The sequence below is a fragment of the Microcoleus sp. PH2017_05_CCC_O_A genome (assembly GCF_020738785.1).
GTDB lineage: Bacteria > Cyanobacteriota > Cyanobacteriia > Cyanobacteriales > Microcoleaceae > Microcoleus.
On the sequence record NZ_JAEQCB010000183.1, the window covers coordinates 1 to 21894 of the forward strand.

The window sequence follows — 21894 nt, forward strand, 5'->3', positions numbered from 1 at the left end:
ATCGAGAAGCTGGAGAAACAAATATGGCACAGGCACAACGGCTCGCTGGCTATGGTCTAGACGTTTTGAAGAAGCTGTTTAGAATGAAATAGCCCTGTAATTTTACCTCATAGTCTAACACATTGTCAGTGCCGATCGCGAGTCAAAGTTTTTTCAGGTAAGGGTTTTAGGCTTATTCAGCAAGCCCTAGCTAGCACTTTCGCCTGTTACAGAACCTTTTTTACAAAACTTTCCTTGTTTCTTTAGATTCGTTTTGCTTGTCGGTACGATCGCCCACTTATCGGCTCGATCGCCCACTTATCGGTACGATGGAATCAATGACGTGGCGATCGACTGACTCACTCTTTTAAGATACAAGGGGCGGGTTCACCAACAATAATTGCCACTCAACCAATAATCTCAAAAACCCGCCCCCACCCAACGGTAAATCACTTCCCTAAATCTGGCGGAAATTCACGGATGTAATCGCATTAGCAGTCACTCCAATCATCACACCTAACTCCTCCCCCGTCAAGATATTTTTGATGAGAACTCCCTGAATATTTTGAGTTATTGCTAACTGATTAAAGCTCAAACCTCCGCTTAATCCAATTAAATCTTGACCCACGGTAAAATCAGCGATTATGTCAAATCCGCGATCGGCTTCTAAGACAAAAATATCATTCCCAATACCACCAGTCAAACTATCATTACCCAAGTCTCCATAAAGAATGTCGTCGCCCTGACAACCAGTTAGAGTATCGTTATCTTCCCCTCCATAAATAGTATCATTTCCTTCACACCCTCCCAGAATATCTGCTTGTTCGTTACCGCTGATAAAATCATCGCCAGCCCCGCCGCAAATGGTATCATCACCTTGACTTCCAAACAGCGAATCCTCACCTTCACTACCAAAGATTATGTCATTCCCTTTGCCTCCAAATAAGGTGTCATTACCCTTACCACCATCAATGAAATCATCATTTCTGTTACCATAAACGATGTCATCACCTTCGCGACCATTGATGGAGTCATTGCCTTTACCTCCGAAGATTAAATCGTTGCCAGCATCGCCCAGGATGATGTCATTATTTTCATCTCCAAATAAGATGTCGTCACCTTTGCCACCGCTGATAAAGTCATTGCCTTTATTGCCGTTGAATATGTCACGACTCTCGCCACCATATAAGTTGTCATTCCCAGATTTAGCATCGAATATATTGCCGTTGTTGCTGCCAAGAAATTCATCGTTTTGGGCAGTGCCTATTTGAATGCCGGATATACCGAGTATGGTGTTTTCAACTGTATTTGGTTGGTTTAAGTTGGGATAGTCAATTTCATCGCAGATGCAGTCATCGTTGGGGATGTTGTTAGTTATTGGTGTTGGCGTTAATTCGGGTGTTGGTGTTACCTCGGGCGTCGCTGCGGGTGTTGGCGTTACCGCAGGTGTTGGTGTCGGTGTCGGTGTCGGAGTTAGCGATGGTGTCGGCGTTGGTGCGGGTGTCAGTGTTTCCGCTGGCGTTGGTGTCGGCGTTACCGCAGGTGTTGGCGTTACCGCAGGTGTTGGCGTTACCGCAGGTGTTGGTGTCGGTATTGGTGCAGGTGTTTCGGTTACCGCAGGTGTTGGCGTTACCGCAGGTGTTGGTGTCGGTGTCGGAGTTAGCGATGGTGTCGGCGTCGGTGTCGCTGTCGGAGTTTCCGATGGCGGGGGCGTCGGTGTTGGAGTTGGAGTTGGCGAGAAAGGCGTCGGAGTTGGACTTACCTCGGGCGTCGGAGTCGGCGAGAAAGGCGTTGGTGTGGTGACAGGAGTTGGTGTGGTGACAGGAGTTGGTGTGGTGACAGGAGTTGGTGTGGTGACAGGAGTTGGTGTGGTGACAGGAGTTGGTGTGGTGACAGGAGTTGGTGCGGTAATATTCACACTAAAATTACCTAAACCGCTAGCAGCAGATAAATTGCCAACAACATCCTTCACCTGCGATGCTTGCAAATTAACTGTGTAAGTAGCATTATCAGTATTATCCCAACTTCCGCCTGGGGGAGTAAACGAATATGTCGCTGTGCGGGGTGTACCATTGCTATTAGTATTAACACTAATAAATCTAGCAGAAATAGCACCGCCTGACCAATTTACAACAACATCAGAATTTTCTAAACTGCTAACATCAACTCCACTGATATCACTGAAAGTAACTGTCAATGTCTGACTTGTACCACCTGCTGTAGTAATGTTAGAAATTGGTGCCAAGTTAGCCGTAGGTGGGATGACATCAATAATCGGGATCGTGATATTAGCAGTGCGAGTGAGTTGAGTGGCTGCGGTGTTATTGTTACCCGCAGCATCTGTGGCTTTAGCTGTGGGAATATCAACTGTGACATTACCAGTAGCAGTAGGTGTGACATCAAAAGTGTAAGTTTTGGCATCAACTATGACAAAGTTTCCGACAGCAGCATTGGCTACGGTGATATCAGTAGTATCAAAGCCGATGACATTTTCACTGAAGGTGGCTGTGACGGTAAATAAACCAGTTACTGTGGTTGGTGATGTTGATGTTAAAGCAACTGTGGGCGCGGTAATATCGGCAGTGCGGGTAAGTTGAGTGGCTGCGGTATTGTTATTACCTGCTGTATCTGTGGCTGTAGCAGCAGGGACATCAACGGTGACATTACCAGTAGCATTCGGTGTGACTGTAAAAGTATAAGTTGTGCCGCTACCTGTGAAGTTGCTAATTGTACTGTACGGTTTCGCTGAATGTTGCTGTGACTAAAAACGGTGCGTTTGTGGTGGTTGGTGATGCGGATGTTAGGGCTACTGTTGGTGCAAGAGTATCGGCAGTGCGAGTTAATTGAGCCGCAGCGGTATTGTTATTACCCGCGGTATCAATCGCTCTAGCTGCCGGGACATCAACTGTGACAGCGCCGTTAGCATTCGGTGTAACGGTGAAAGTATAGGTTGTGCCACTACCTGTGAAATTGCTAATCGTACTGTTAGTCAGATTCACGTCACTGGCGATAAATCCTGTGACGCTTTCGCTGAATGTTGCTGTGACTAAAAATGGTGCGTTTGTGGTGGTTGGTGAAGTTGATGTTAAGGTGACATTTGGTACAAGTGTGTCTACAATTATGGCTTTGCTATCAGCTAAAGACTGCCCCGCAGGAATAGTTAATGTTGCATTATTGCTCGCAGAATCTCTTAAGGTTGCACCAGTTGCTAAAGTTATGCCAGTTGAGTTGAGATCCGTGCTGTTTTGTCCGGTGGCTGGAGTATAAGTGCCGACAGCAGATGTGCCGGTAAAAGGTGCAATTGTGACAGTGCCGCCTGTATCTAGGTTGACTGTCATGTTACCGCCTGCTAAAGTAACTGCTTCGCTGAAATTGACGGTGACGTTGATGTTGCTAGTTGTGTTGTAACTGCCGTTGGCGGTGGTAGAGGTGACGCTGGTAACAGTTGGCACAATTCCATCTATTACTATTGCTTTATTAGCACCCAAAGAGTTAGCAGCAGCGGGTGCTGGTAATGTTAAGCTGGCATCAAAAGTGGCAGCATTCTTAATAGTACCGCCGCTTAAAGATAAAGCAGTTGTGGAAAGATAGTCTAAGTCGGCGCTGCGATCGCCTGCTGCTACTGTGTACCGGAATGTCAAGGTGTTAGTACCGGTGCCTGAGAGGTAACTGGCGACGGGTGTTGCACCTGCTAAGCTAAGTTGCGGCGTACCCGTGACGTTGACGATTTCAGAGAAGTTAACAGTGATGCCGATGTTTGTGCCGATGCCGTAAGTCCCGTCTGGGGTGGCTGCACTGACGCTGGTAATCGTGGGGAAGGAGTTAACTGTGATGTTGGCGGTTTCGGTAGCTGTGCTAAAAACGCTGGATGTTGTGTTATTGGTTCGATCGGTGGTGTAGTTAGCGGTAGTGCCATTTGTGCCGGTAATTCGATCCCAGGCGGCAAAGGTAATGGCGTTGGTGACAGTGCCGCTGTAACCTGCATTGGGCACAAACCGGATTTTGGTGTTGGCATCACTAGCTAATAGTAAGGCGTTGGTGGCAGAAACGGCTGGGGTGTTTGTCCAGGTTGTGCCATTGGTGGTGTATTGCCAAGTGCCGTTAGCGGTGTCTAATGCAGTGATGGCGATGCCTTGGGATGCGCTGGCGTTGGGATCGGTGATTTTTGTGCCGCCGAGGTTGGCGATGATGGTGGAGATTAATGTGCCTGTACTGGCGCTGTCGTTTTGGTTTTGGGCGTTGAGGGTGGGTGTGCCGGTGACGGTGGTGGGGGTGGAGATGATGCCGTCGGTGGCAGTGTATTGAAAGGTGTCTACGCCGTTGAAGTTGGCGTTGGGGGTGTAGAGGATGTTGCGCCCTTGGTCGATCGCGATCCGATCGACCTGGTTATTATTCGGATTTGGGTTGAAAGTGGCATCAGCGGCACCAGTTGTGGGGTTTAATTTGGCGATTCTGTTGCGGGTTTGCCCGCCGAGGGTGGTGAAAGCGCCTCCTACTATGAGGTTGCCACTGCTGTCAAAAGCGATCGCATTAATAGGACCATTCGTGTTTGGGTTGAAGGTGGCATCAGCAGCACCAGTTGTGGGGTCTAATTTGGCGATATAATTGCGGGCTTGTCCGCTGATGTTGGTGAAAAAGCCGCCCACTATGAGGTTGCCACTGCTGTCAACGGCGATCTCATAGATATAATTATCCGGATTTGGGTTGAAGGTGGCATCGGCGACACCAGTTATGGGGTTTAATTTGGCGATATAATTGCGGGAAAGTCCACCGATGGTGGTGAAATCGCCATGTACATAAGGGTTGCCACTGTTGTCAACGGCGACGGCCCAGACCCCACCATTCGGATTTGGGTTGAAGGTGGCATCGGTAGCACCAGTTGTGGGGTTTAATTTGGCGATATAGTTGCGGCTTTGTCCGCCGATACTGGTGAAAGTGCCGGCCACGATGGGGTTGCCACTACTGTCAAGGACGATCGCTTCGATATTACTATCAGCGTTCGGGTTGAAGGTGGGATCGGCAGCACCAGTTATGGGGTTTAATTTGGCGATTCTGTTGCGGGCTTGTCCTCCGATGTTGGTGAAAAAGCCACCCACTATGAGGTTGCCACTGCTGTCAAAGGCGATCGCATTGACACTACTATTCGCATTAGGGTTGAAGGTGGCATCTGTAGCACCAGTTGTGGGGTTTAATTTGACGATACAGTAGCGGGTTTGTCCGTTGATGGTGATGAAATTGCCACCCAAATAGGGGTTGCCACTACTGTCAATGGCGATCGCATTGACCGCACTATCTGGATTCGGGTTGAAGATGGGATCTACTGTCCCATCGCTATTCAATCGAGCAACATAGTTGCGTGCAATGCCACCGATATTGGTGAAAAGGCCACTCACATAAATCCAGTGGTTAGTAATAGCTGTGCCGTTAGTAGGGGCGGTGACAATGCTTTGTACAGAGAGGCGTCCGCTACCTGTGTCGTTGGCAAGTACGTCGATGCTAACTGCCGACGAGTTGACGGGAATGGCTTTGTTGTCGGGATTGGCGGTGGCTAGTATGTGGCTGTAAGCACTGAAGGTGTTGAAGTTAAATGCTTTACCTCAATGATTTCACTCAATCGCTTGACGAAATTTTTGCCAGCTTCTCCTTTGCCTATTTCACACCCATATAATAAGATGTCTGCGTTAGCTATCAGGGCGTTTCGCCACTGTTGCAACTGTTGGCTGTAGTTTTCGATGTTGTTGCCGTTGAGTTCTGTCGTGCCTAAGTAAATCTTGCCGGAACCGCCGTGGGTGATGATGTGTAGGGCTTTGATACCTGTGTGCTGAGCTAGGAATGTGGTGATTTGCTCGATCGCATCGGTCTTATTTTTGAGGATGTAGGTAGCTGTATCTGGTTTGATGCCCTGGATTAGGTAGTGGCTGTCGGGTATTGTGGGGTCAATGATGACGATTTCCCTTGGTTGGTTGCGAAAGGAACCAATCAAAGAGTTTTTTTTATTGGGGTTAATTTGAACTAGAGTTTTCATCTGCTTTTCGTTCTAGTAGAATAAGTTGTTGTTAACTTGGTCTAGCTCGATCGCCAAATTTAATTTTTTATCTGCGGCAATTCTACCTGCTAGCAGACGAAACGCTAGATTTTTAACTACTAGGAATTTAGCAAGGTTCTCTTCGAGAATCAATGGCTTAGCTTCTCATTTACCAAATCTTTATTTTATAAGTAATTTTACATAAATCATAAAAATTTAAGAAGTGGGGCGGGTTTATGAGATTGTGGGTTTTAGCCAATTATTGGAGCGTAAAACCCGCCCTTACATTTGGGATATATAAAAAAGATATAGCCTTTCTCAAAAAGATGAGGTATGAATGACAGCTTACATAACCTCCCAGACAAAGAGGGCTCGCATCCCAACAACGTCCGCGAATATGAGAGCTAGATCCGCTATATGCCTCTAAATTCTATGAATAACGAACGAGCCACTTTCAATACAGTCCACGAACACGATATTTTTGGCGATCGCGATTTGCCATCTTGGTTAACCGAACAACAAATCAGCCTCGCTTGTACTACCTATCAAACCAGCAGGTTGATGTTAATCGGTGCCGCGCCAGAAACCAACAGAATCTCGGCTTTTTGGCGAATATTCGATCGCGCAATGGGACTTTTCTGCACGCCGGAACGCCTCTACCTAAGCTCAAAATATCAACTCTGGCAATTAGATAATGTGCTGGCTGCGGGCGGACAACATCAAGGTTACGATCGCCTTTACATACCGCGCATCGCCCACACCACAGGAGATATCGACATTCACGATATCGCTGTCGATAAAAATAACCAAATCCTGTTTATTAGCACGTTGTTTAATTGTATCGCTACTTTGAGCGATCGCCACAGTTGCAAACCTTTGTGGAAACCGCCGTTTATCTCACAATACATCAACGAAGACCGCTGTCACCTCAACGGTTTGGCAATGGTGGATGGAGAGGCAAAATATGTCACAGCGTCGAGTCAGTCGGATGTGGTGGATGGTTGGCGCGATCGCAGAAAAAATGGCGGCATAGTGATTGATGTCGCATCTAATGATATCATCGCTACGGGATTGTCGATGCCGCATTCACCTCGCTGGTATCGAGATAAGTTGTGGTTGCTGAATTCGGGGAGAGGAGAATTTGGTTATGTCGATTTAGAGACAGGGAAATTTCAGGCGATCGCATTTTGTCCGGCATATGTCCGAGGATTGGCTTTTTGGCAAAATTGGGCGATTGTTGGATTGTCGAAACCGAGGGGTGGTGACAATACTTTTAGCGGTTTAGAGTTGGATGAGTTGTTGGTAGCCAAAGATGCTGAGGCTCGCTGCGGTATGATGGTGATAGATTTGACTACTGGTGCGATCGTACATTGGTTGCGGTTTGAAGGGATTGTCACGGAACTTTATGATGTGCAGGTGATTCCGGGAGTGCAAAAGCCAATGGCTTTGGGTTTTCAAACGGAAGAAATTGCTCAGTTAATTACTTTGGAACTTTAACCGCTGATGGTGGCGGATGGACGCACGGGTAGCTAGAAACCGGGTTTTTGCGAGAATACTTCGTTACTGTCGGTAAAAATCGTAAAAACCCGGTTTCTTGGATTGTGCGCGAGGGTCAGAAATGTTAAGATAGAGTTTGTTTTGTAACCTCTACATAAATATGTTCTAACCGCACCGGATAGCGAGCTATTGAATCAATAGAAATCCCATCAAAACGCAAAATAATATCCTTTAATTCCAAACGTTCCGGCAGCCAAAAAGCCAAATCGCTACCGTAGCGGCGGGGAATAAAACTGTATTCTGCTGCGCGGGCGATGACTTCAGCTTCTGCGTCGGTTTTAACCACAATAATTTCCTGAGCCGGAATTAGTTTTTGCAACTCCTCCAAACTGCCCTCAGCCACAATACTACCATTCTTTAAAATCCCAATTCTCTGACACAAACGCTCAGCTTCATCCAACAAATGAGTTGTTAGCAAAATCGTAATTCCTTCCGATTGCAAACGCTGAATCAACTCCCAAATTTCATAACGAGCCTCAATATCTAAACCAGTTGTCGGTTCATCTAAAATTACTAATTTAGGCTGGTGAACCAAAGCCACCGCAATATTCAAACGGCGCTGCATTCCTCCGCTCAAAGTTTCCACCGGACTTTGAGCTCTATCTATCAAATTTACTGCTTTTAAGCATTGTTCTACTTGATATCGGCGCTGTTGGCGCTCTAAACCATAAATTTGAGCAAAAAAATTGAGGTTTTCTGCACAGCTAAGGCTTTTGTAAAGCAAATTTTCTTGAGGCGCTACACCGATTAACAGTTTAGTAGCTTCCGAAACAGGTTCGCCATTGATGAAAACCTTACCGCTGTCAGCATTTAGCAAATTGCATAAAATATTGATAGTTGTAGTTTTGCCCGCCCCATTTGGCCCCAGCAAACCGTAAATTTCGCCAGCTTGAATGTGCAGTGTTAAATCGTTAAGCACTGAACGTTCGCCGTAAGCCTTATTTAGCTTTTCTATTTGCAGCACTGCTTAAAATCTCCTAGTTTTTTCTCTAAATTATCTTTGAATTCCCTGATTTATTTAAAGTCTTCTTTCTACTCTTAACATCCGCCGATATGACAGCCATCCGCCTGCGATCATCGAAATAGCAAATATGAATAAAAACCAGAAGTGCGATTCAATATCCGCAAAATCTTTGCCGTTAGCCCACACGCCTATCAGCGCTTCGTTCATATGATAAATCGGATTGTACTGGGCGAGATCCAGCAGGGTTTTGGGGAACAGCGCAGTTGGCAAAAATGCACCTCCTAAAATCAACAAAGGAACGCCGAAAGCGGCTACTAGCGAGTTGACATCTTCTGTGCGCCTCGCAAACTGCGTCCCCAGAATAAAGCCAACTCCTACGTAGGATACAATGCTGAGTAGAATAATCGCGCATCCTAACAGAATAGATCCTTGAAATTGTGCTCCCAAACACGCTGCTATCGTGTATACTAAAAGTACCTGACCGATGCCGATCGCACTGTGAGCCAGAAAAATTCCTAAAAAGTAGGAAGTGCCACTCAGGGGGGAAACAAATAAGCGCTTGAGAGTATGCTGTTCTCGCTCTGAGACTACCGTGGCTACACTGCCGCCGAGACAGCTAAAAAATAAAGCGGCTCCTACTAAACTTGCAGGTGCAGCACTTTCAAAGGCTTTGGCTGTGGTGAGATTGGCGCGTTCTTTTAAAATTAAACCATTGATTAGCAAGATAGAAATTGGAAAAATACTCCACAAGACTAAGCTGCGCCGCCGCCTTCCCAATTCAATTAAAATTCGCTGCGCTACTGCGAGGGTTTCATACCAGTATTTCATAGGGATTGTGTTAGCATTGTAAGAATTGGAAATTGACATCAAGTCCGAAAAGAATCAACACAATCAAATTGGTTCGTAGTGAGGACTTTAGTCCGCATCAATCCGAGGACTCGCATTCCGAACGATCAAATTGGTTCGTAGTGAGGAATTTAGTCCGCATCAATCCGAGGACTCGCATTCCGAACGATCAAACCTTCTTGATGGCATTGAATTTACCGGAAATTATATGATTATTGATAATAACGCCACGGCATATTATACCATAGAAATACTAAGAATGTTAAATTTCAATAAAAAACCCGCCCGCGCGGGTTTTGTGATTTGACCAGACTAGGTTTTAAATTTTCGGTGTCTGTCGCTGCGCTCATTTAATACTAAAGTTCGTACCTCTGTAACATCCTTGAAAAGAAGTTAAACTTGTACGGTTTGTCTGTTCGAGTTTAGTCACGAGGGAGGGAGTATTACTTTCAGGATTTGTACCCCACTTGTAAATAAAGTCGCCGATGTAGTTTCCGGTTGCTTCGTAGCTGTGCACTTGTATCGGAATTCCCGAAACTCCTGAAACTGTTTGGTTGTTGTATCCGTTAACAATGATTTTCTCGATAACTGCTCCGGGTTCTACAGTCACGTTCCAGTTGACTGGTTCGTAGGCCGAAAGTGCAAGTATTATTGGCTTGTTGCGGCGTTCTACTTTGACTTGGATAGCACTTTTCGACAAATTTGCCTTCCCGTGTTCGGCATTAGCTTCGTAAACACCAATCAAATGAAGTTCTTTATCTCCGGTTGACGAACCAACATAGGCTGAAAAATCGTCGGAACCGCCAATCCCGCAGTTGGCGGCCGAACTAATGGGGGAAGTAAAAGTTGTTTTTTCGGCGAGTTTCTGCTGCACCGTCGGGACTACCCACCAACCGGTTCCAACTCCTAAAGCACCTATTAAAGCAGCGGCAATTCCGAAAGGAATGACGTTTGTGAGGTGGCGAAAGGCGGTTGTTGCAGTTACTTGGGCTCGGGTTTGCTGCCAAGTTTCAGCAGTTTTTCCGGCATTGCCGCCATCTAGACAAGCTAACAAAGCTAAACTTTCCGGCTGTTCGAGCAGACTTTGAACTGCTTTCCCTTCCCCAACGTAGAGATTTCGAGTTTCGGTGTCTAACAGCAGCCAGTAGCGATCGCCCTCGCCGAAGTTGTACTCTTGTAGCGCAGGCTGAACTAAATCGTGCTGCAAAAATACCAGCCAAGCCATGTTATTGCCAGTTCCGACTATTTTGCCGCCGCTGAAAATAAGTTGGTCGATGTCGGGTTCCCACCGCCAAGCTACCCAGCGACTGTCTCCTCGATAGCCGAGGGATTTTTCGAGTTGCGGATGAGCAGTTATTTCTAAGCGTTGAACTAAGTTTGACACAGTTGGTCTCCTCAACTACGCGCGATCGAAGCTATCCCAAAGGGTAGGGAATCGCTACTTCCAGTCTTAGCTTAACTTATCGGGCGATCGTCCTTCAAAAACTACCCGTGCCGTTGCCCGTGGTACTGTTGGGAGACACATTGTTGCTGGGATTGGTATTCGGCGAAGTTCCCGGATTGAAATTATTCTGTTGATTAGTATTCGGCGAAGTTCCCGGATTGAAATTATTCTGCTGATTGGTATTCGGCGAAGTTCCCGGATTGGCATTATTGTTGGGAATTGTATTCGGCGAACTTCCTGGATTCAGATTATTCTGCTGATTAGTATTCGGTGAAGTTCCCGGATTGGCATTGTTGTTGGGATTAGTATTCGGCGAAGTTCCCGGATTGGCGTTGTTGTTGGGATTAGTATTCGGTGCAGTTCCCGGATTTGCGGGATTTGCGGGATTTGCGGGATTTGCGGTACCAGCAGGAGTAGTTATCGGGGCGCCGGCAGCATCTCTGGTGACGCTATTGGGGTTGCGGGGGGCTGCTGGATTAGCTGCGTTGGGGTTATTTCCAGGAGCATTGGCTGGGTTGTCGGCTGCGGGAGCCGTTTTTTGGGGAGCAGCGTTGGTGCCGCACAAGCTGACTAAATCAAAAGTTGTACCGCTTGGGGTTTCGATGAAGCAAACCGGCACATCTACTCGCGGGTTTGAGGCCCTGGGAAACTGGCCCGTTCCGGGCATGGGACGGCTAAAGGCGACTTGTGCCATCAATGGAGTCAAGGCAGCCGATAGAGCGGCTGCGAGGCGCAATAATCTCATCAGCACTTCCTCAAATGTTATATTTATTGGATCCACTATGCCTTATAAACTGCCAAGTGTCCTCATTCTGAAAGCCGATCTTTTTTACCAGAAAGAATTGGTTGAAAGCCCGCCCGCCTTCGAGGGAGACATTAAAATCAGAGTATTCATTACTCCAATACTCAGACTTCTGGGTAGAGGTAGCTCTCCAACTGTCAACTGTCAACTGTCAACTGTCAACTGTCAACTGTCAACTGTCAACTGTCAACTGTCAACTGTCAACTGTCAACTGTCAACTGTTTACAAATCCTCCTAGAGAGCCGCCACTGCCTGCAACATCTCGCGCACGCAGAAAGTACACTTAGAAAAAGCTGAGAGCGCCACAGTCGAATCCTCTGACAAAATCATTTGACTCCGGTACCCGTCGTCTGAGGGTTCTCGAAATACATGAAGCTGGCGTTGGTGGATATCTAGCACCCAAAAATCGTCAATCTGCGATGCAGCATAGATATCTCCTTGAGTCTCGCAGTCATTTTGAAGCGTACCATCGACTATTTCGATCAGCAGATATATCTCCGAGGCGATGGGATGGCGGTCAGTATAGCGCAGGGCGTCTGGCATCACAACTGCGATCGACGGTTTTGCTTGGGCATCGCCTAACTGAATTGGTAGCTCCACCCGCACTAAAACCTCATCTCCTAACAGCTTTTCCAGCAACTTCTGAATAAGTACAATCGCTGTAGCATAATCGGTTCCCTGTATTTTCATTTTTTTGACAATCAGTCCTGCAACTAATTTTACTTATTGTGAGTTTAATATTTTAGTCGATCGTACCTAATAATCTTCCACGCATATCAAAGGAGCAGATAGCCGGGGAGTGGGAGATTGGGAGAGGGGGAGAGGGCGAAAATCTTCATTCTTTATTCTTTTTTTTGTCAACTGTCAACTGTCAACTGTCAACTGTCAACTGTCAACTGTCAACTGTCAACTCTTCCTTCATTTAGTATCTAATTCGCGGGTCAATGTAAGCATTTAAAATATCAATTACAATACTAGCAATTACTACAATTCCCGCAAAAAACACCACAATACCTTGAACAGTTGGATAATCTCGCAAGCTAATCGCTTCATAAAGACGATTTGCCAGCCCCGGCCAAGAAAAAGTAACCTCAGTTAAAATAGCACCACCCAACAGTGCAGCAAAAGTCAGTCCCAAGACAGTAATTACCGGAATCAGCGCATTTTTGAGAGCGTGAGCCCATAAAATTTGCAATTCAGGAATTCCGCGAGCTCTAGCTGCTTCAACATAATCTGCTTGCAAAGTTTGCTTCAGATTCACCCTGACAATTCGCTCAAAAATGCCACTCAAAAGAATGCCCAGCGTCAAACTCGGGAGTGCCAAATAATGCAAACTTGTGAAAAACTGACCGGGGTTAGCGCTCAAGAGACTGTCTACAGTGTACAGTCCCGTGTAGCCTTGGGGAGCTGGGAATGTTACCGGAAACCGAGTTCCCAACGGAAACCAGCCCAACTGTACGGCGAAAATCAACTGCAAAACCATGCCAGCCCAAAAAGCCGGCAGCGAGTAAGTAATAATCCCAAACAAACGGCCTGCTGCATCGAAAATAGTGTTGGGGCGGGATGCCGCCAGGGAACCGATACTGATGCCGACAATTAAAGCTATGGCCATGCTACAAACTGCTAATTCGACTGTCGCGGGGAAATAGTCTCCGATAATTTGCCAGACGGTTTGGCCGCGAGTGGTGATGGAGGTTCCCAAGTCGAAGCCCAGCAAGTCTTTCATGTATTTTAGATATTGCTCCCACAGGGGTGCGTCGAGGCCTAGTTGGGTTCGCATTGCTGCTTTGGCGGCGGCGGGTGCTCGCGAGCCGAGAATGGCATCTATGGGGTCGCCCGGAGTGGCCCGGAGTAACAAAAATACTGCTGTGGTGATTGTCCACAACATTAGGGGTGCGAGTAGCAAGCGGACAAAAATATAAGATTGCAGGGCTTTTGAACGAGACATAGGAATTGGGAATTGGGAATTGGGAATTGGGAATTGGGAATTGGGAATTGGGATTTGATTTTAGTGATTGTCGATCGACTTTTTGCCAATTCCAGATTTTCCGATTGCGAGCATCTGCATGGTGCTTTTATATTATTGCTGTCCCCGCTCGCGTATTGTATAAGAGAGCAGGGACGATCGCACTCAAACAAAAAAAGGCTTTTTACGAAAATGAGATGCTTCCTTCCTATTCGCCCAGTAGCGATTCAAATGCAGCTTGCAAAGACTTGATATCGCCTACTCTGGCTACTAACAAGTTTTCGCTGCCGGCATCCTGCAATCTATCCTTCCAATACTGGATGCTATCCGAGTTGTTCATCCAGAAACTAATCACGGTATTTACAACTCGATCGACATCCCAGCCGCGATAGGGAGAAATTATCTCTACCGATGCTACAAAAGAATCGAGAGTACACTTTCGGTTTCCCAAGTATTCTACACCTGACGGCTGCTGTTGTTGCAGTAATTCCTGCTGCTGGTTAAAAAACGTTAAAGTTGGAGATACGCCCAGGATTTCAAATGTATAGCTCATGTTATCCTCCCGAAGTATTATTTTGCTCAAAGGTCGATCGCGTAGCGGGGCGTAAGCCATTGTCCACAAAAGCCAAAAACACTTGACATTACGCAAAAATAGGTACACATGGCCGAGGCTCATGGAGGTCGCACCCAAAATTTTAGACTCCTGTTCAACCTCCTCGATCGAGGCGAGTAAATCTAAAATCTAAAATCTAAAATCTAAAATCGAGTGACGTTGCTGCCCTCGATGCACCACAAGATCCTTTAATTACAGTCTTGGCGTGCGATCGCGCTTTTGCCCGCTTATTCTATGAATAGCAAATTTTTTAACAGTCTGGTGTCAAATAACTTACATTTTTGACATCCCCCAGCCATTGAAAATTCTAATCTGATTTTGATTGAGCAGGGGTAACGCGGGCCACCTGCACCTGGAGAAAGCGATCCGATTTTAGATTAAAGATTTTAGAATTGGGAATGACTGATGAATTAAGGAGTTGTATGCTTTTTTGACCTGGTGTGAGTTTTGGGGCTGGAGTTCGGGAGCATCTCATTTTTGTAAAAAGAATTTTTTTATAGTGCGAACTCGTATAGCTCGCGTATTATACGATACGCGAGCTCCCGACAGCACTATTAAATGCAAAACAGAGATGCTCCCTTGGAGTTCTCGATCGCGATCGCCAGATTCAGGAAAGTAGTACCATGATTAATATTACAATTTTTTTACAGTAGTGCTTGAAACCTCAGCGAAGTTTTGACCGGGCGGCTACCCCAATTCAATATTGCTGTGGGACTTTGTATAGCGGTTCTCACAAAGATGAGGTACGTTGTTGGGCTTCAGCCCTCTTGGTTTCAGTGGTTATATAACCTGTCAGTCATACCTCACCTTTTTGAGAACTCGTAGGTGTCAGAATAATATTGATGTTATTGAAAACTCTGAGCCGTCGTCTGATGAAAAGCTCGCCCAAGATGTCACTGAGCCTCGTCTTGCTGATGCCGCTGGTGGTGCAAATCTCCGTAGCAGTCGGCGTCACTGGATGGCTGTCTTTTCGCAACGGCCAGAAAGCCGTCAATGACCTTGCTACCAGGTTGAGCTTGGAAGTCGCAGCGAGGACTAAAGAAAATTTCCGCAGTTTTGGAGAGGTGTCTCACCTGTTCCTGCAAATGAATAATGCTGCGATCGCCTCTGGAAACCTAGACCCTGATGACTTCCCCAACTTAGAGCGCTTTTTTTGGAATCAGACCAAGCTGAGCGATCGCACTACAACCATCTACTACGGCGACGAACAGGGCAAATTCCTCTTGCTCAAACGCGAAGCAGATGAATTAGTATACATCAGAGACGAATCAACTGCTCCCAACCGCCAAATTTATCGCCTCGACAGCAAAGGAAACCGCACTGAGCTAATCAAAACCGCCCCCTACGACCCCCGTACTAGACCGTGGTATCAAGCTGCCAAACAGGCAGAAAAAGCCACCTGGTCTCCGATCTACGTCTTCACTGCCTCGCCAGTTCTCGGCATTACGCCGGTGATGCCTATTTACACTGAAACAGGAAAACTGCGGGGGGTATTGGCAATTGACCTGACTCTTTCTCAAATCAGCGATTTTCTCAAAAGTATCAAAATTAGCCCGTCAGGAGAAGTTTTTGCGATCGAGCGCAGCGGGGAAATAGTCGCCAGTTCCACAGATGAATTGCCGTTTATCACTGACAACAAAGGACAAAAACGGCTGTTGGCAACACAGAGCAAAAATTTGCTAATTCGATCGGCTTCCACATACTTGCAAACACGATTTGGCAGTTTTGAAGAAATTGACAGCCAAGGACAGTTTAGCTTCGATATAAAAGGCAAACGTCAATTCATTACGGTCGCTCCCCTGCGAGACGGCCGCGGTCTCGATTGGCTGATTGTCGTAGCAATCCCGGAAGCAGACTTTATGGAGCAAATTAACGCCAACACTCGCACAACTATTTTATTGTGCTTTTTTGCCTTCATACTGGCGATCGTCCTGGGAATTTTCACATCTCGCTGGGTTGTCACACCAATTACCCGATTGCTGGAAGCTTCCAAAGCTTTAACAAAAATGTCCGAAGCTGCCGACTTCACCTCCGCCGAATTAGACGGCGAAGTCGAAGTCAAAGGCGTCAATGAACTCGGCGTCCTGGCTCAGTCTTTCAACCAGATGGCCAGACAATTGCGATCGTCTTTTGTAGCCCTAGAACGAACCAACTCCAGTTTAGAACAGCGAGTAGCAGAGCGGACTGCCGAACTCGAAGCCACCGAAGCAGAATTGCGGGCTTTGTTTGCAGCCATGAACGAATTAATTGTAGTTGTGGATGCCACCGGTCGCTATTTGAAAATCGCGCCCACAAATATGTCGCTGCTCTACAAACCAGCAGCAGAATTAGTTGGTAAAACTATCGGAGAGCTGTTCCCGCAAGCTACAGCAGACAATTTTCTCAACCACATTCGAGCAGCCTTAGATAGTCAGCAAACAGTTAGCATCGAGTACGATTTAACCATTAACGACCGCGAAATTTGTTTTGCCGCCAGCATTTCGCCGCTTTCAGAAGAATCCGTAATTTGGGTGGCTCGCGACATTACCGAACAGAAGCGAGCCGAATCAGTGCGGCGGATGAGGCAAAAACAATTGCTCAAACAAAATACGGTTTTGCTAGAATTGGCAAGAAATAAAGCGCTATATCGAGGCGATTTGCAAGTAGCTTTAAGAGAAATCACCGAAGCGGCGGCTCATACCCTAGACGCAGAAGCAGCCGGAGCGTGGTTGTACGATGAAAGCCGATCTAAATTGCAATGTCTAGACCAATTTCACCGCAGCAACGGCGAGCATTCCCAAGGTGCCGAACTCGCAGCACCAGACTATCCAGCTTATTTTAAAGCTTTGGAAGAAGACCGGACGATCGCAGCCGACGACGCTCTCTCAGATATCAGAACCAGAGAATTGGTATCATCTTACTTTGCAGAAGGCGGCACCACATCCACATTGGATGCGCCGGTGCGATTGGGAGGACATACAGTTGGAGTCCTCTGTATCGAACAGGTGGGAAGTGCTCGCCACTGGACAGTAGAAGAACAAAATTTTGCTGCTTCCCTCGCAGATTTGGTATCATTGGCGATCGAAGCCAGCGATCGCGATCGGACACAAAACGCCCTGCGTCAAGCAGAACAAAAATACCGCAGCATCTTTGAAAACGCAGTCGAAGGCATTTTTCAAACCACCCCCGAAGGTCGCTTCTTGAGCGTAAATCCATCCTTAGCCCGCATCTACGGCTACGCCACTCCCGAAGAATTGACATCAAATCTCACCAACATCAGACAGCAAACTTACGTCAATCCTCAACAACGCGAGAAGTTTATGCGAGTGATGAAAGAATCTGGACAAATTTCGGGGTTTGAGTCAGAAGTTTACCGCGTTGACGGCAGCATAATTTGGATTTCCGAAAGCGCCCGTGCAGTGTGCGACACGCGCGGTGAGGTAATCTACTATGAAGGTAGTGTCGAGGATATTAGCGATCGTAAAGTCTTTGAATCCGCCTTGCAACTCGCCCTAGAAGCAGCCGAAGCAGCCTCCACCGCAAAAAGCGCATTTTTAGCAAACATGAGCCACGAACTGCGGACGCCCCTCAATGCCATCATCGGCTACAGCGAAATGCTCCAAGAAGAAACCGAAGAATCCGGCTACAATGAACTCACCCCAGACTTAGACAAAATCCGCACATCCGGCCGACACTTGCTATCGCTAATAAACGACATTCTCGACATTTCTAAAATCGAAGCCGGTCGCATGGATCTCTACTTAGAAACCTTCGACATCGCCACCTTAATTGAAGAAGTCGCCGACACCGCCGCGCCACTAATTGAGAAAAATCATAACACTTTAAACTTACAGCAAATAGGCAATATCGGCACTATGCACGGTGACATTACCAAACTGAGGCAGATTTTATTGAATTTGCTAAGCAATGCCGCCAAATTCACTCACAATGGTACAATTACCCTCAGCGCCAGCCGAGAACAAATCGCCGGCTACAGCAGCGAAGCGACACCACAAAACAGTTCGGAACCTGCGGTAAATTCTCCATCCTCAAATCCCAGTAAAGAATTTTTAGTAGTTAATTGTACAGATACAGGAATTGGCATGAATCCCGAGGAATTGCAGAACATTTTCCAACCCTTTATCCAAGCAGACGCTTCTACCACGCGCAAATACGGCGGCACTGGTTTGGGACTAGCAATCAGCCAGCGTTTTTGCCTCATGATGGGTGGCAATATTTCAGTAAACAGTCAAGTCGGTGTTGGTTCTACTTTTACCATCCGCTTACCTATTAATACTTAAACAAGTAATTGGTCATTGGTCATTGGTCATTTTTTGCTTCGTCATTACCAATTCCCCATTACCAATTCCCCATTACCAGAAAGAATTGGTTGAAAGCAAGAAAGCGAGTGAGGGAGAAATTAAAATCCGACTATTCATTACTCCAATCCTCTTCCTTCTAGGTAGAGGTCGCTCTTAAACTGTCAACTGTCAACTGTCAACTGTCAACTGTCAACTGAACAATTACCTTTGAATGCTTCTCGGATCGAGAGCATCCCGCAATCCATCCCCCAATAAATTGAACGCCAAAACAGTCAAAATAATCAGCGTCGCCGGAGGCCAAACCAACCAGGGCTGCAACACTATAATTGAAGCATTCGTAGACAAAGATAGCAAATTTCCCCACGAAGGATCGGGCTGTTGAATTCCCAAACCAATCAAACTCAAAACCGACTCCGCCACAATAAAACCCGGAACCGACAAAGTAGCAGAAATAATTACATAAGTTGCAGTTTGTGGCAACACGTGGCGGACAATAATATAAATTGGGTTGGCGCCCATAGCCCGCGCCGCTTGCACGAATTCTAGCTGTTTAATTGACAGTACCTGACCGCGAATTACCCGCGCCAAACTCGCCCAACTGATAAATGAAGTAATCAGCACAATCAAAATAAATCGCTGAGCACTTGTCAATCCGGGCGGAAGGACTGCCGCTAGAGCTACTAATAAATAAAGACCGGGAATCGTCATCAATACTTCAGCAAAGCGCATTAAAATACTGTCAATCCAACTGCCGAAATAACCAGATATTCCTCCGATTAACAATCCTAAAGGAAAGGAAATTGCTATACCAACTAAACCAATACTGAGGCTAATGCGGCTGCCCTGTACTAAGCGGCTGAATTGATCGCGAGCTTGTTCATCAGTGCCTAAAAGGTTAATTTTACCTTCTCCTGTAGTGCCAAACAGGTGGATATCCCAAGGCAAAATTCCTAAAAACTTATAGGGAGAACCTTTGACAAACAAACCAACAGCAGATGGTTTTTGCCAGTCTACAATTACCTCGCGAGCGCCCGTATTCGCATCCACCGGCCCCTGAGCAGTCGGGTAAACGTGGGGGCCGATAAATCGCCCGTCTTTGGTGCTTAAATAAATCTGAGTTGGTGGCAGCAAGGAACTGTTTAATTGAGAGTCGTAGGGGTCGTAGGGAGCCACAAATTCGGCAAAAAGTGCGACTGTATAAAAAATTAACAGCACTACGGCTCCCAACCGAGCTAGAGGATTATTTTTAAGATTTTGCCACCATTTCATAAGTTTTAGGTTTGAGATTTTAAGTTGGTTCGTAGTAAGGACTTTAGTCCTCCCAGGTTCGTAGTAAGGACTTTAGTCCTCCTAGGTTCGTAGTAAGGACTTTAGTCCTCCCAGGTTTGTAGTGAGGACTTTAGTCCTTTGCGAGCGTTTTTTTCGGAGAGTAAGAAGCGGTTTGAGGAGTGCGAGCGTCCCCGCTCGCTACATATAAGGAAGCGAGCGGGGACGCTCGCACTCACATAATAGCAAAACTGAGATGCCCCTAATCCTTTCTTCACGGAATCAGTAGCAAGGGCTGAATTCGTTACTAATACAATTTTTAGCAGAAAGAATTGGTTGAAAGCCGGAACCCTTGTAGGGAAAAATTAAAATCAGACTATTCATTACTCCAATCCTCTTCCTTCCTTTGTCAACTGTCAACTGTCAACTGTCAACTGTCAATTGAATGAAGGACTGAAGTCCTTACTACAAACCTTAAACTATTTTTTTTCATCGGCTACCAAAATTATTCTATTTTCATTTTCGGCAATTTTCCCCAATTCCTCGCCGTTAAAAGGATTGTAGAAAAACGAACCTGTTTGCGGAGGTAATTTGGGATTGAGTACAATTTCCACGATACTTTTGACCACCCCAGTCAGGGGAATTGCCAGGATAACTCCTAACAATCCTCCCACTCTACCTCCTAAGAGCAAAGCTGTAAAAATAATTACCGGACTCAACCCCGTGAGATTGCCCATAATTCGGGGTGCTACTAAATTATCCTTGATTTGCTGGAGACCGATCGCAACTGCCAACACTTGGAGCGCCAGCCACCAATCGATAAACGCTACAATTATACTAACAGTGCCGATGCCCAGCGTCGCTCCGATAAACGGAATTATTTCTGTCAATCCGATAAACACGGCAAACAACAGAAAAAATGGCACTTGCAGCCACCAAAAAGCCAGAGTTAGCGAAGTCGCCATAAAGAGTCCCAGCAATAACTGTCCCGAGACAAATCGCTGGAGGTTTCGCTGCAAAGTATCTGTGAGAACATAGCGAATATCCGGGGAAAAAATGCTGGTCAAACCCTGCCAAACTCTTTGACCGTCTAGCAGCATATAAAATGAAATTACCAGGATAAAAATTAAGTCGAGAAACCAGTTAACTGTACCGACAACTAAGCCTAAACTTGTACCTGCGATTGCTTGTACTTGTTCCTGGACTTTGGCTGATAACTGCTGTTCCAATATTTGCACGTCAAATGGTAAATTGCGATCGGCACTCCACGCTTGAAATTCGCCTAACTGCTGCCGCGCTGACTCCAGCAAGTCCGGGAACCTCACCCCCAACTGTCTCGCTTGACTGAATACGGGCGGTACAATAGTTAAACCGATGACTGCGACTACCACACCCGCCATCAAATAAACCAGCCCCGCAGCTATTCCCCGCGGCAAAAATACTTGCAGTCTGATTACTGCATAATTTAATAAGAATGCAATCAGTCCCGCTGTTACTAAAATGCTGACCAGTTCCCCAACATAATTGATAGCAGTCAGGGTAAACCATCCAGTCACTAGCACTAGCAACCAAGTAATTAGAAACTGTTGGACGGGAGTAAATACACTATTCATTGTGATTTTATCAATTAAACTGGCACAAGTTTTTTAGCTTCTGTGCCGTATTATACAACAAAGATATAGCAATCCTAAATGAATCGTATTTTTTTTACCCCACCCCAACCCTCCCCTTAGTAAGGGGAGGGAGTAAGAAGAAGTTCACAAATGATTTAGGATCGCTATATTAAACTATAGATTAGCAATAATCAGTTCAATATTAGATTAAATTCTTTTGGCAGTGATGAATTGGTGATGGTAAAAACGCTCTGGGACAGAAAATCTGAGTCCGATCGCCCTGCAAGCGATCGCAAATCGCGCTAAGATTACTCTGCCTCAAAATCCCGATCGAGTCAAAGGTCGATCGCACAACCTCGGATCGAAATCGCGATTATCAGGTGAAATGGCGCCACACTCACCCACAAGGAGGAGGCGCGACCGATCGCACGCTCAGCTAAAATAAATTAGATATTAAAACCGCAATCTTTCTTTACAATATCAAAAACCCCAGGCTCAAACCGGCGGGAGGAACTACC

At 46.3% G+C, this 21894-nt stretch carries 17 protein-coding genes and 1 pseudogene; 3 read left to right on the forward strand and 15 right to left on the reverse strand.

Annotated features, from left to right (window positions below; genetic code table 11):
- Positions 1 to 436: 436 nt before the first annotated feature.
- The 3 genes and pseudogenes from JGK20_RS29935 to JGK20_RS29945 all read right to left on the reverse strand — a co-directional run bounded on the left by JGK20_RS29935 (position 437) and on the right by JGK20_RS29945 (position 5372).
- Positions 437 to 2224 (reverse strand): calcium-binding protein, encoded by a 1788-nt coding sequence (locus JGK20_RS29935; protein WP_293233194.1) that lies wholly within the window; start codon positions 2222 to 2224, stop codon positions 437 to 439.
- A 120-nt stretch (positions 2225 to 2344) separates the two neighbouring features.
- Positions 2345 to 2554 (reverse strand): annotated as a pseudogene (locus JGK20_RS29940) (Ig-like domain-containing protein); the annotation flags it as partial.
- 148 nt (positions 2555 to 2702) lie between these two features.
- Entirely contained in the window at positions 2703 to 5372 is a 2670-nt protein-coding gene (locus JGK20_RS29945) for an Ig-like domain-containing protein (protein ID WP_293233196.1), read from the reverse strand.
- 49 nt (positions 5373 to 5421) lie between these two features.
- Here JGK20_RS29945 and JGK20_RS29950 point away from each other — a divergent pair, with 49 nt between their 5' ends.
- Positions 5422 to 5544, forward strand: coding sequence for a hypothetical protein (locus JGK20_RS29950; protein ID WP_293233198.1), 123 nt, complete (start codon positions 5422 to 5424; stop codon positions 5542 to 5544).
- On the opposite strand, the gene JGK20_RS29955 is transcribed toward JGK20_RS29950, so the two are convergent.
- Both JGK20_RS29955 and JGK20_RS29960 read right to left on the reverse strand, forming a co-directional pair.
- The gene (locus JGK20_RS29955) at positions 5528 to 6004 is read right to left on the reverse strand and encodes a DUF4347 domain-containing protein (RefSeq protein ID WP_293233200.1); all 477 of its coding nucleotides are present in this window, start codon (positions 6002 to 6004) and stop codon (positions 5528 to 5530) included. The two genes, JGK20_RS29950 and JGK20_RS29955, sit on opposite strands and share 17 nt — an antisense overlap.
- 12 nt (positions 6005 to 6016) lie before the next feature.
- Positions 6017 to 6157 (reverse strand): hypothetical protein, encoded by a 141-nt coding sequence (locus JGK20_RS29960; RefSeq protein ID WP_293179828.1) that lies wholly within the window; start codon positions 6155 to 6157, stop codon positions 6017 to 6019.
- Positions 6158 to 6436: 279 nt separating this feature from the next.
- Between JGK20_RS29960 and JGK20_RS29965 the strand changes: the two genes are divergently transcribed.
- Positions 6437 to 7501 carry a TIGR03032 family protein gene (locus JGK20_RS29965; protein ID WP_293233202.1) on the forward strand — a complete coding sequence of 355 codons (1065 nt, stop codon included), beginning with the start codon at positions 6437 to 6439 and terminating at the stop codon, positions 7499 to 7501.
- A 124-nt stretch (positions 7502 to 7625) separates the two neighbouring features.
- Here JGK20_RS29965 and JGK20_RS29970 read toward each other — a convergent pair whose 3' ends face one another.
- From JGK20_RS29970 to JGK20_RS30000, 7 genes are all read right to left on the reverse strand, one after another.
- Complete coding sequence (locus JGK20_RS29970) at positions 7626 to 8525, reverse strand: ABC transporter ATP-binding protein (protein ID WP_293190935.1); 900 nt, start codon at positions 8523 to 8525, stop codon at positions 7626 to 7628.
- Positions 8526 to 8579: 54 nt separating this feature from the next.
- Positions 8580 to 9353, reverse strand: coding sequence for an ABC transporter permease (locus JGK20_RS29975; RefSeq protein WP_293179837.1), 774 nt, complete (start codon positions 9351 to 9353; stop codon positions 8580 to 8582).
- A gap of 364 nt (positions 9354 to 9717) precedes the next feature.
- Complete coding sequence (locus tag JGK20_RS29980) at positions 9718 to 10755, reverse strand: hypothetical protein (RefSeq protein ID WP_293233204.1); 1038 nt, start codon at positions 10753 to 10755, stop codon at positions 9718 to 9720.
- Positions 10756 to 10849: 94 nt separating this feature from the next.
- A complete protein-coding gene (locus JGK20_RS29985) occupies positions 10850 to 11560 on the reverse strand; it encodes a hypothetical protein (protein WP_293179843.1) in 711 nt (236 codons plus the stop codon).
- A 291-nt stretch (positions 11561 to 11851) separates the two neighbouring features.
- The gene (locus JGK20_RS29990) at positions 11852 to 12322 is read right to left on the reverse strand and encodes a Uma2 family endonuclease (RefSeq protein WP_293179979.1); all 471 of its coding nucleotides are present in this window, start codon (positions 12320 to 12322) and stop codon (positions 11852 to 11854) included.
- A 217-nt stretch (positions 12323 to 12539) separates the two neighbouring features.
- Positions 12540 to 13565 (reverse strand): ABC transporter permease, encoded by a 1026-nt coding sequence (locus JGK20_RS29995; protein WP_293179846.1) that lies wholly within the window; start codon positions 13563 to 13565, stop codon positions 12540 to 12542.
- Positions 13566 to 13791: 226 nt separating this feature from the next.
- Positions 13792 to 14136, reverse strand: a complete 345-nt coding sequence (locus JGK20_RS30000; protein ID WP_293179849.1) for a hypothetical protein — start codon at positions 14134 to 14136, stop codon at positions 13792 to 13794.
- Between the two features lie 932 nt (positions 14137 to 15068).
- Between JGK20_RS30000 and JGK20_RS30005 the strand changes: the two genes are divergently transcribed.
- Positions 15069 to 18476: a PAS domain S-box protein gene (locus tag JGK20_RS30005; protein ID WP_293179982.1), complete on the forward strand. Its 3408-nt coding sequence runs from the start codon at positions 15069 to 15071 to the stop codon at positions 18474 to 18476.
- A gap of 222 nt (positions 18477 to 18698) precedes the next feature.
- Here the strand turns inward: JGK20_RS30005 and JGK20_RS30010 are convergent, their stop codons facing one another.
- The 3 genes from JGK20_RS30010 to JGK20_RS30020 all read right to left on the reverse strand — a co-directional run bounded on the left by JGK20_RS30010 (position 18699) and on the right by JGK20_RS30020 (position 21728).
- Positions 18699 to 19766 carry an ABC transporter permease gene (locus JGK20_RS30010; RefSeq protein ID WP_293179852.1) on the reverse strand — a complete coding sequence of 356 codons (1068 nt, stop codon included), beginning with the start codon at positions 19764 to 19766 and terminating at the stop codon, positions 18699 to 18701.
- Between the two features lie 476 nt (positions 19767 to 20242).
- A complete protein-coding gene (locus tag JGK20_RS30015) occupies positions 20243 to 21376 on the reverse strand; it encodes an AI-2E family transporter (protein ID WP_293179855.1) in 1134 nt (377 codons plus the stop codon).
- A gap of 202 nt (positions 21377 to 21578) precedes the next feature.
- A complete protein-coding gene (locus JGK20_RS30020; RefSeq protein WP_293203169.1) occupies positions 21579 to 21728 on the reverse strand; it encodes a hypothetical protein in 150 nt (49 codons plus the stop codon).
- Positions 21729 to 21894 lie beyond the last annotated feature (166 nt).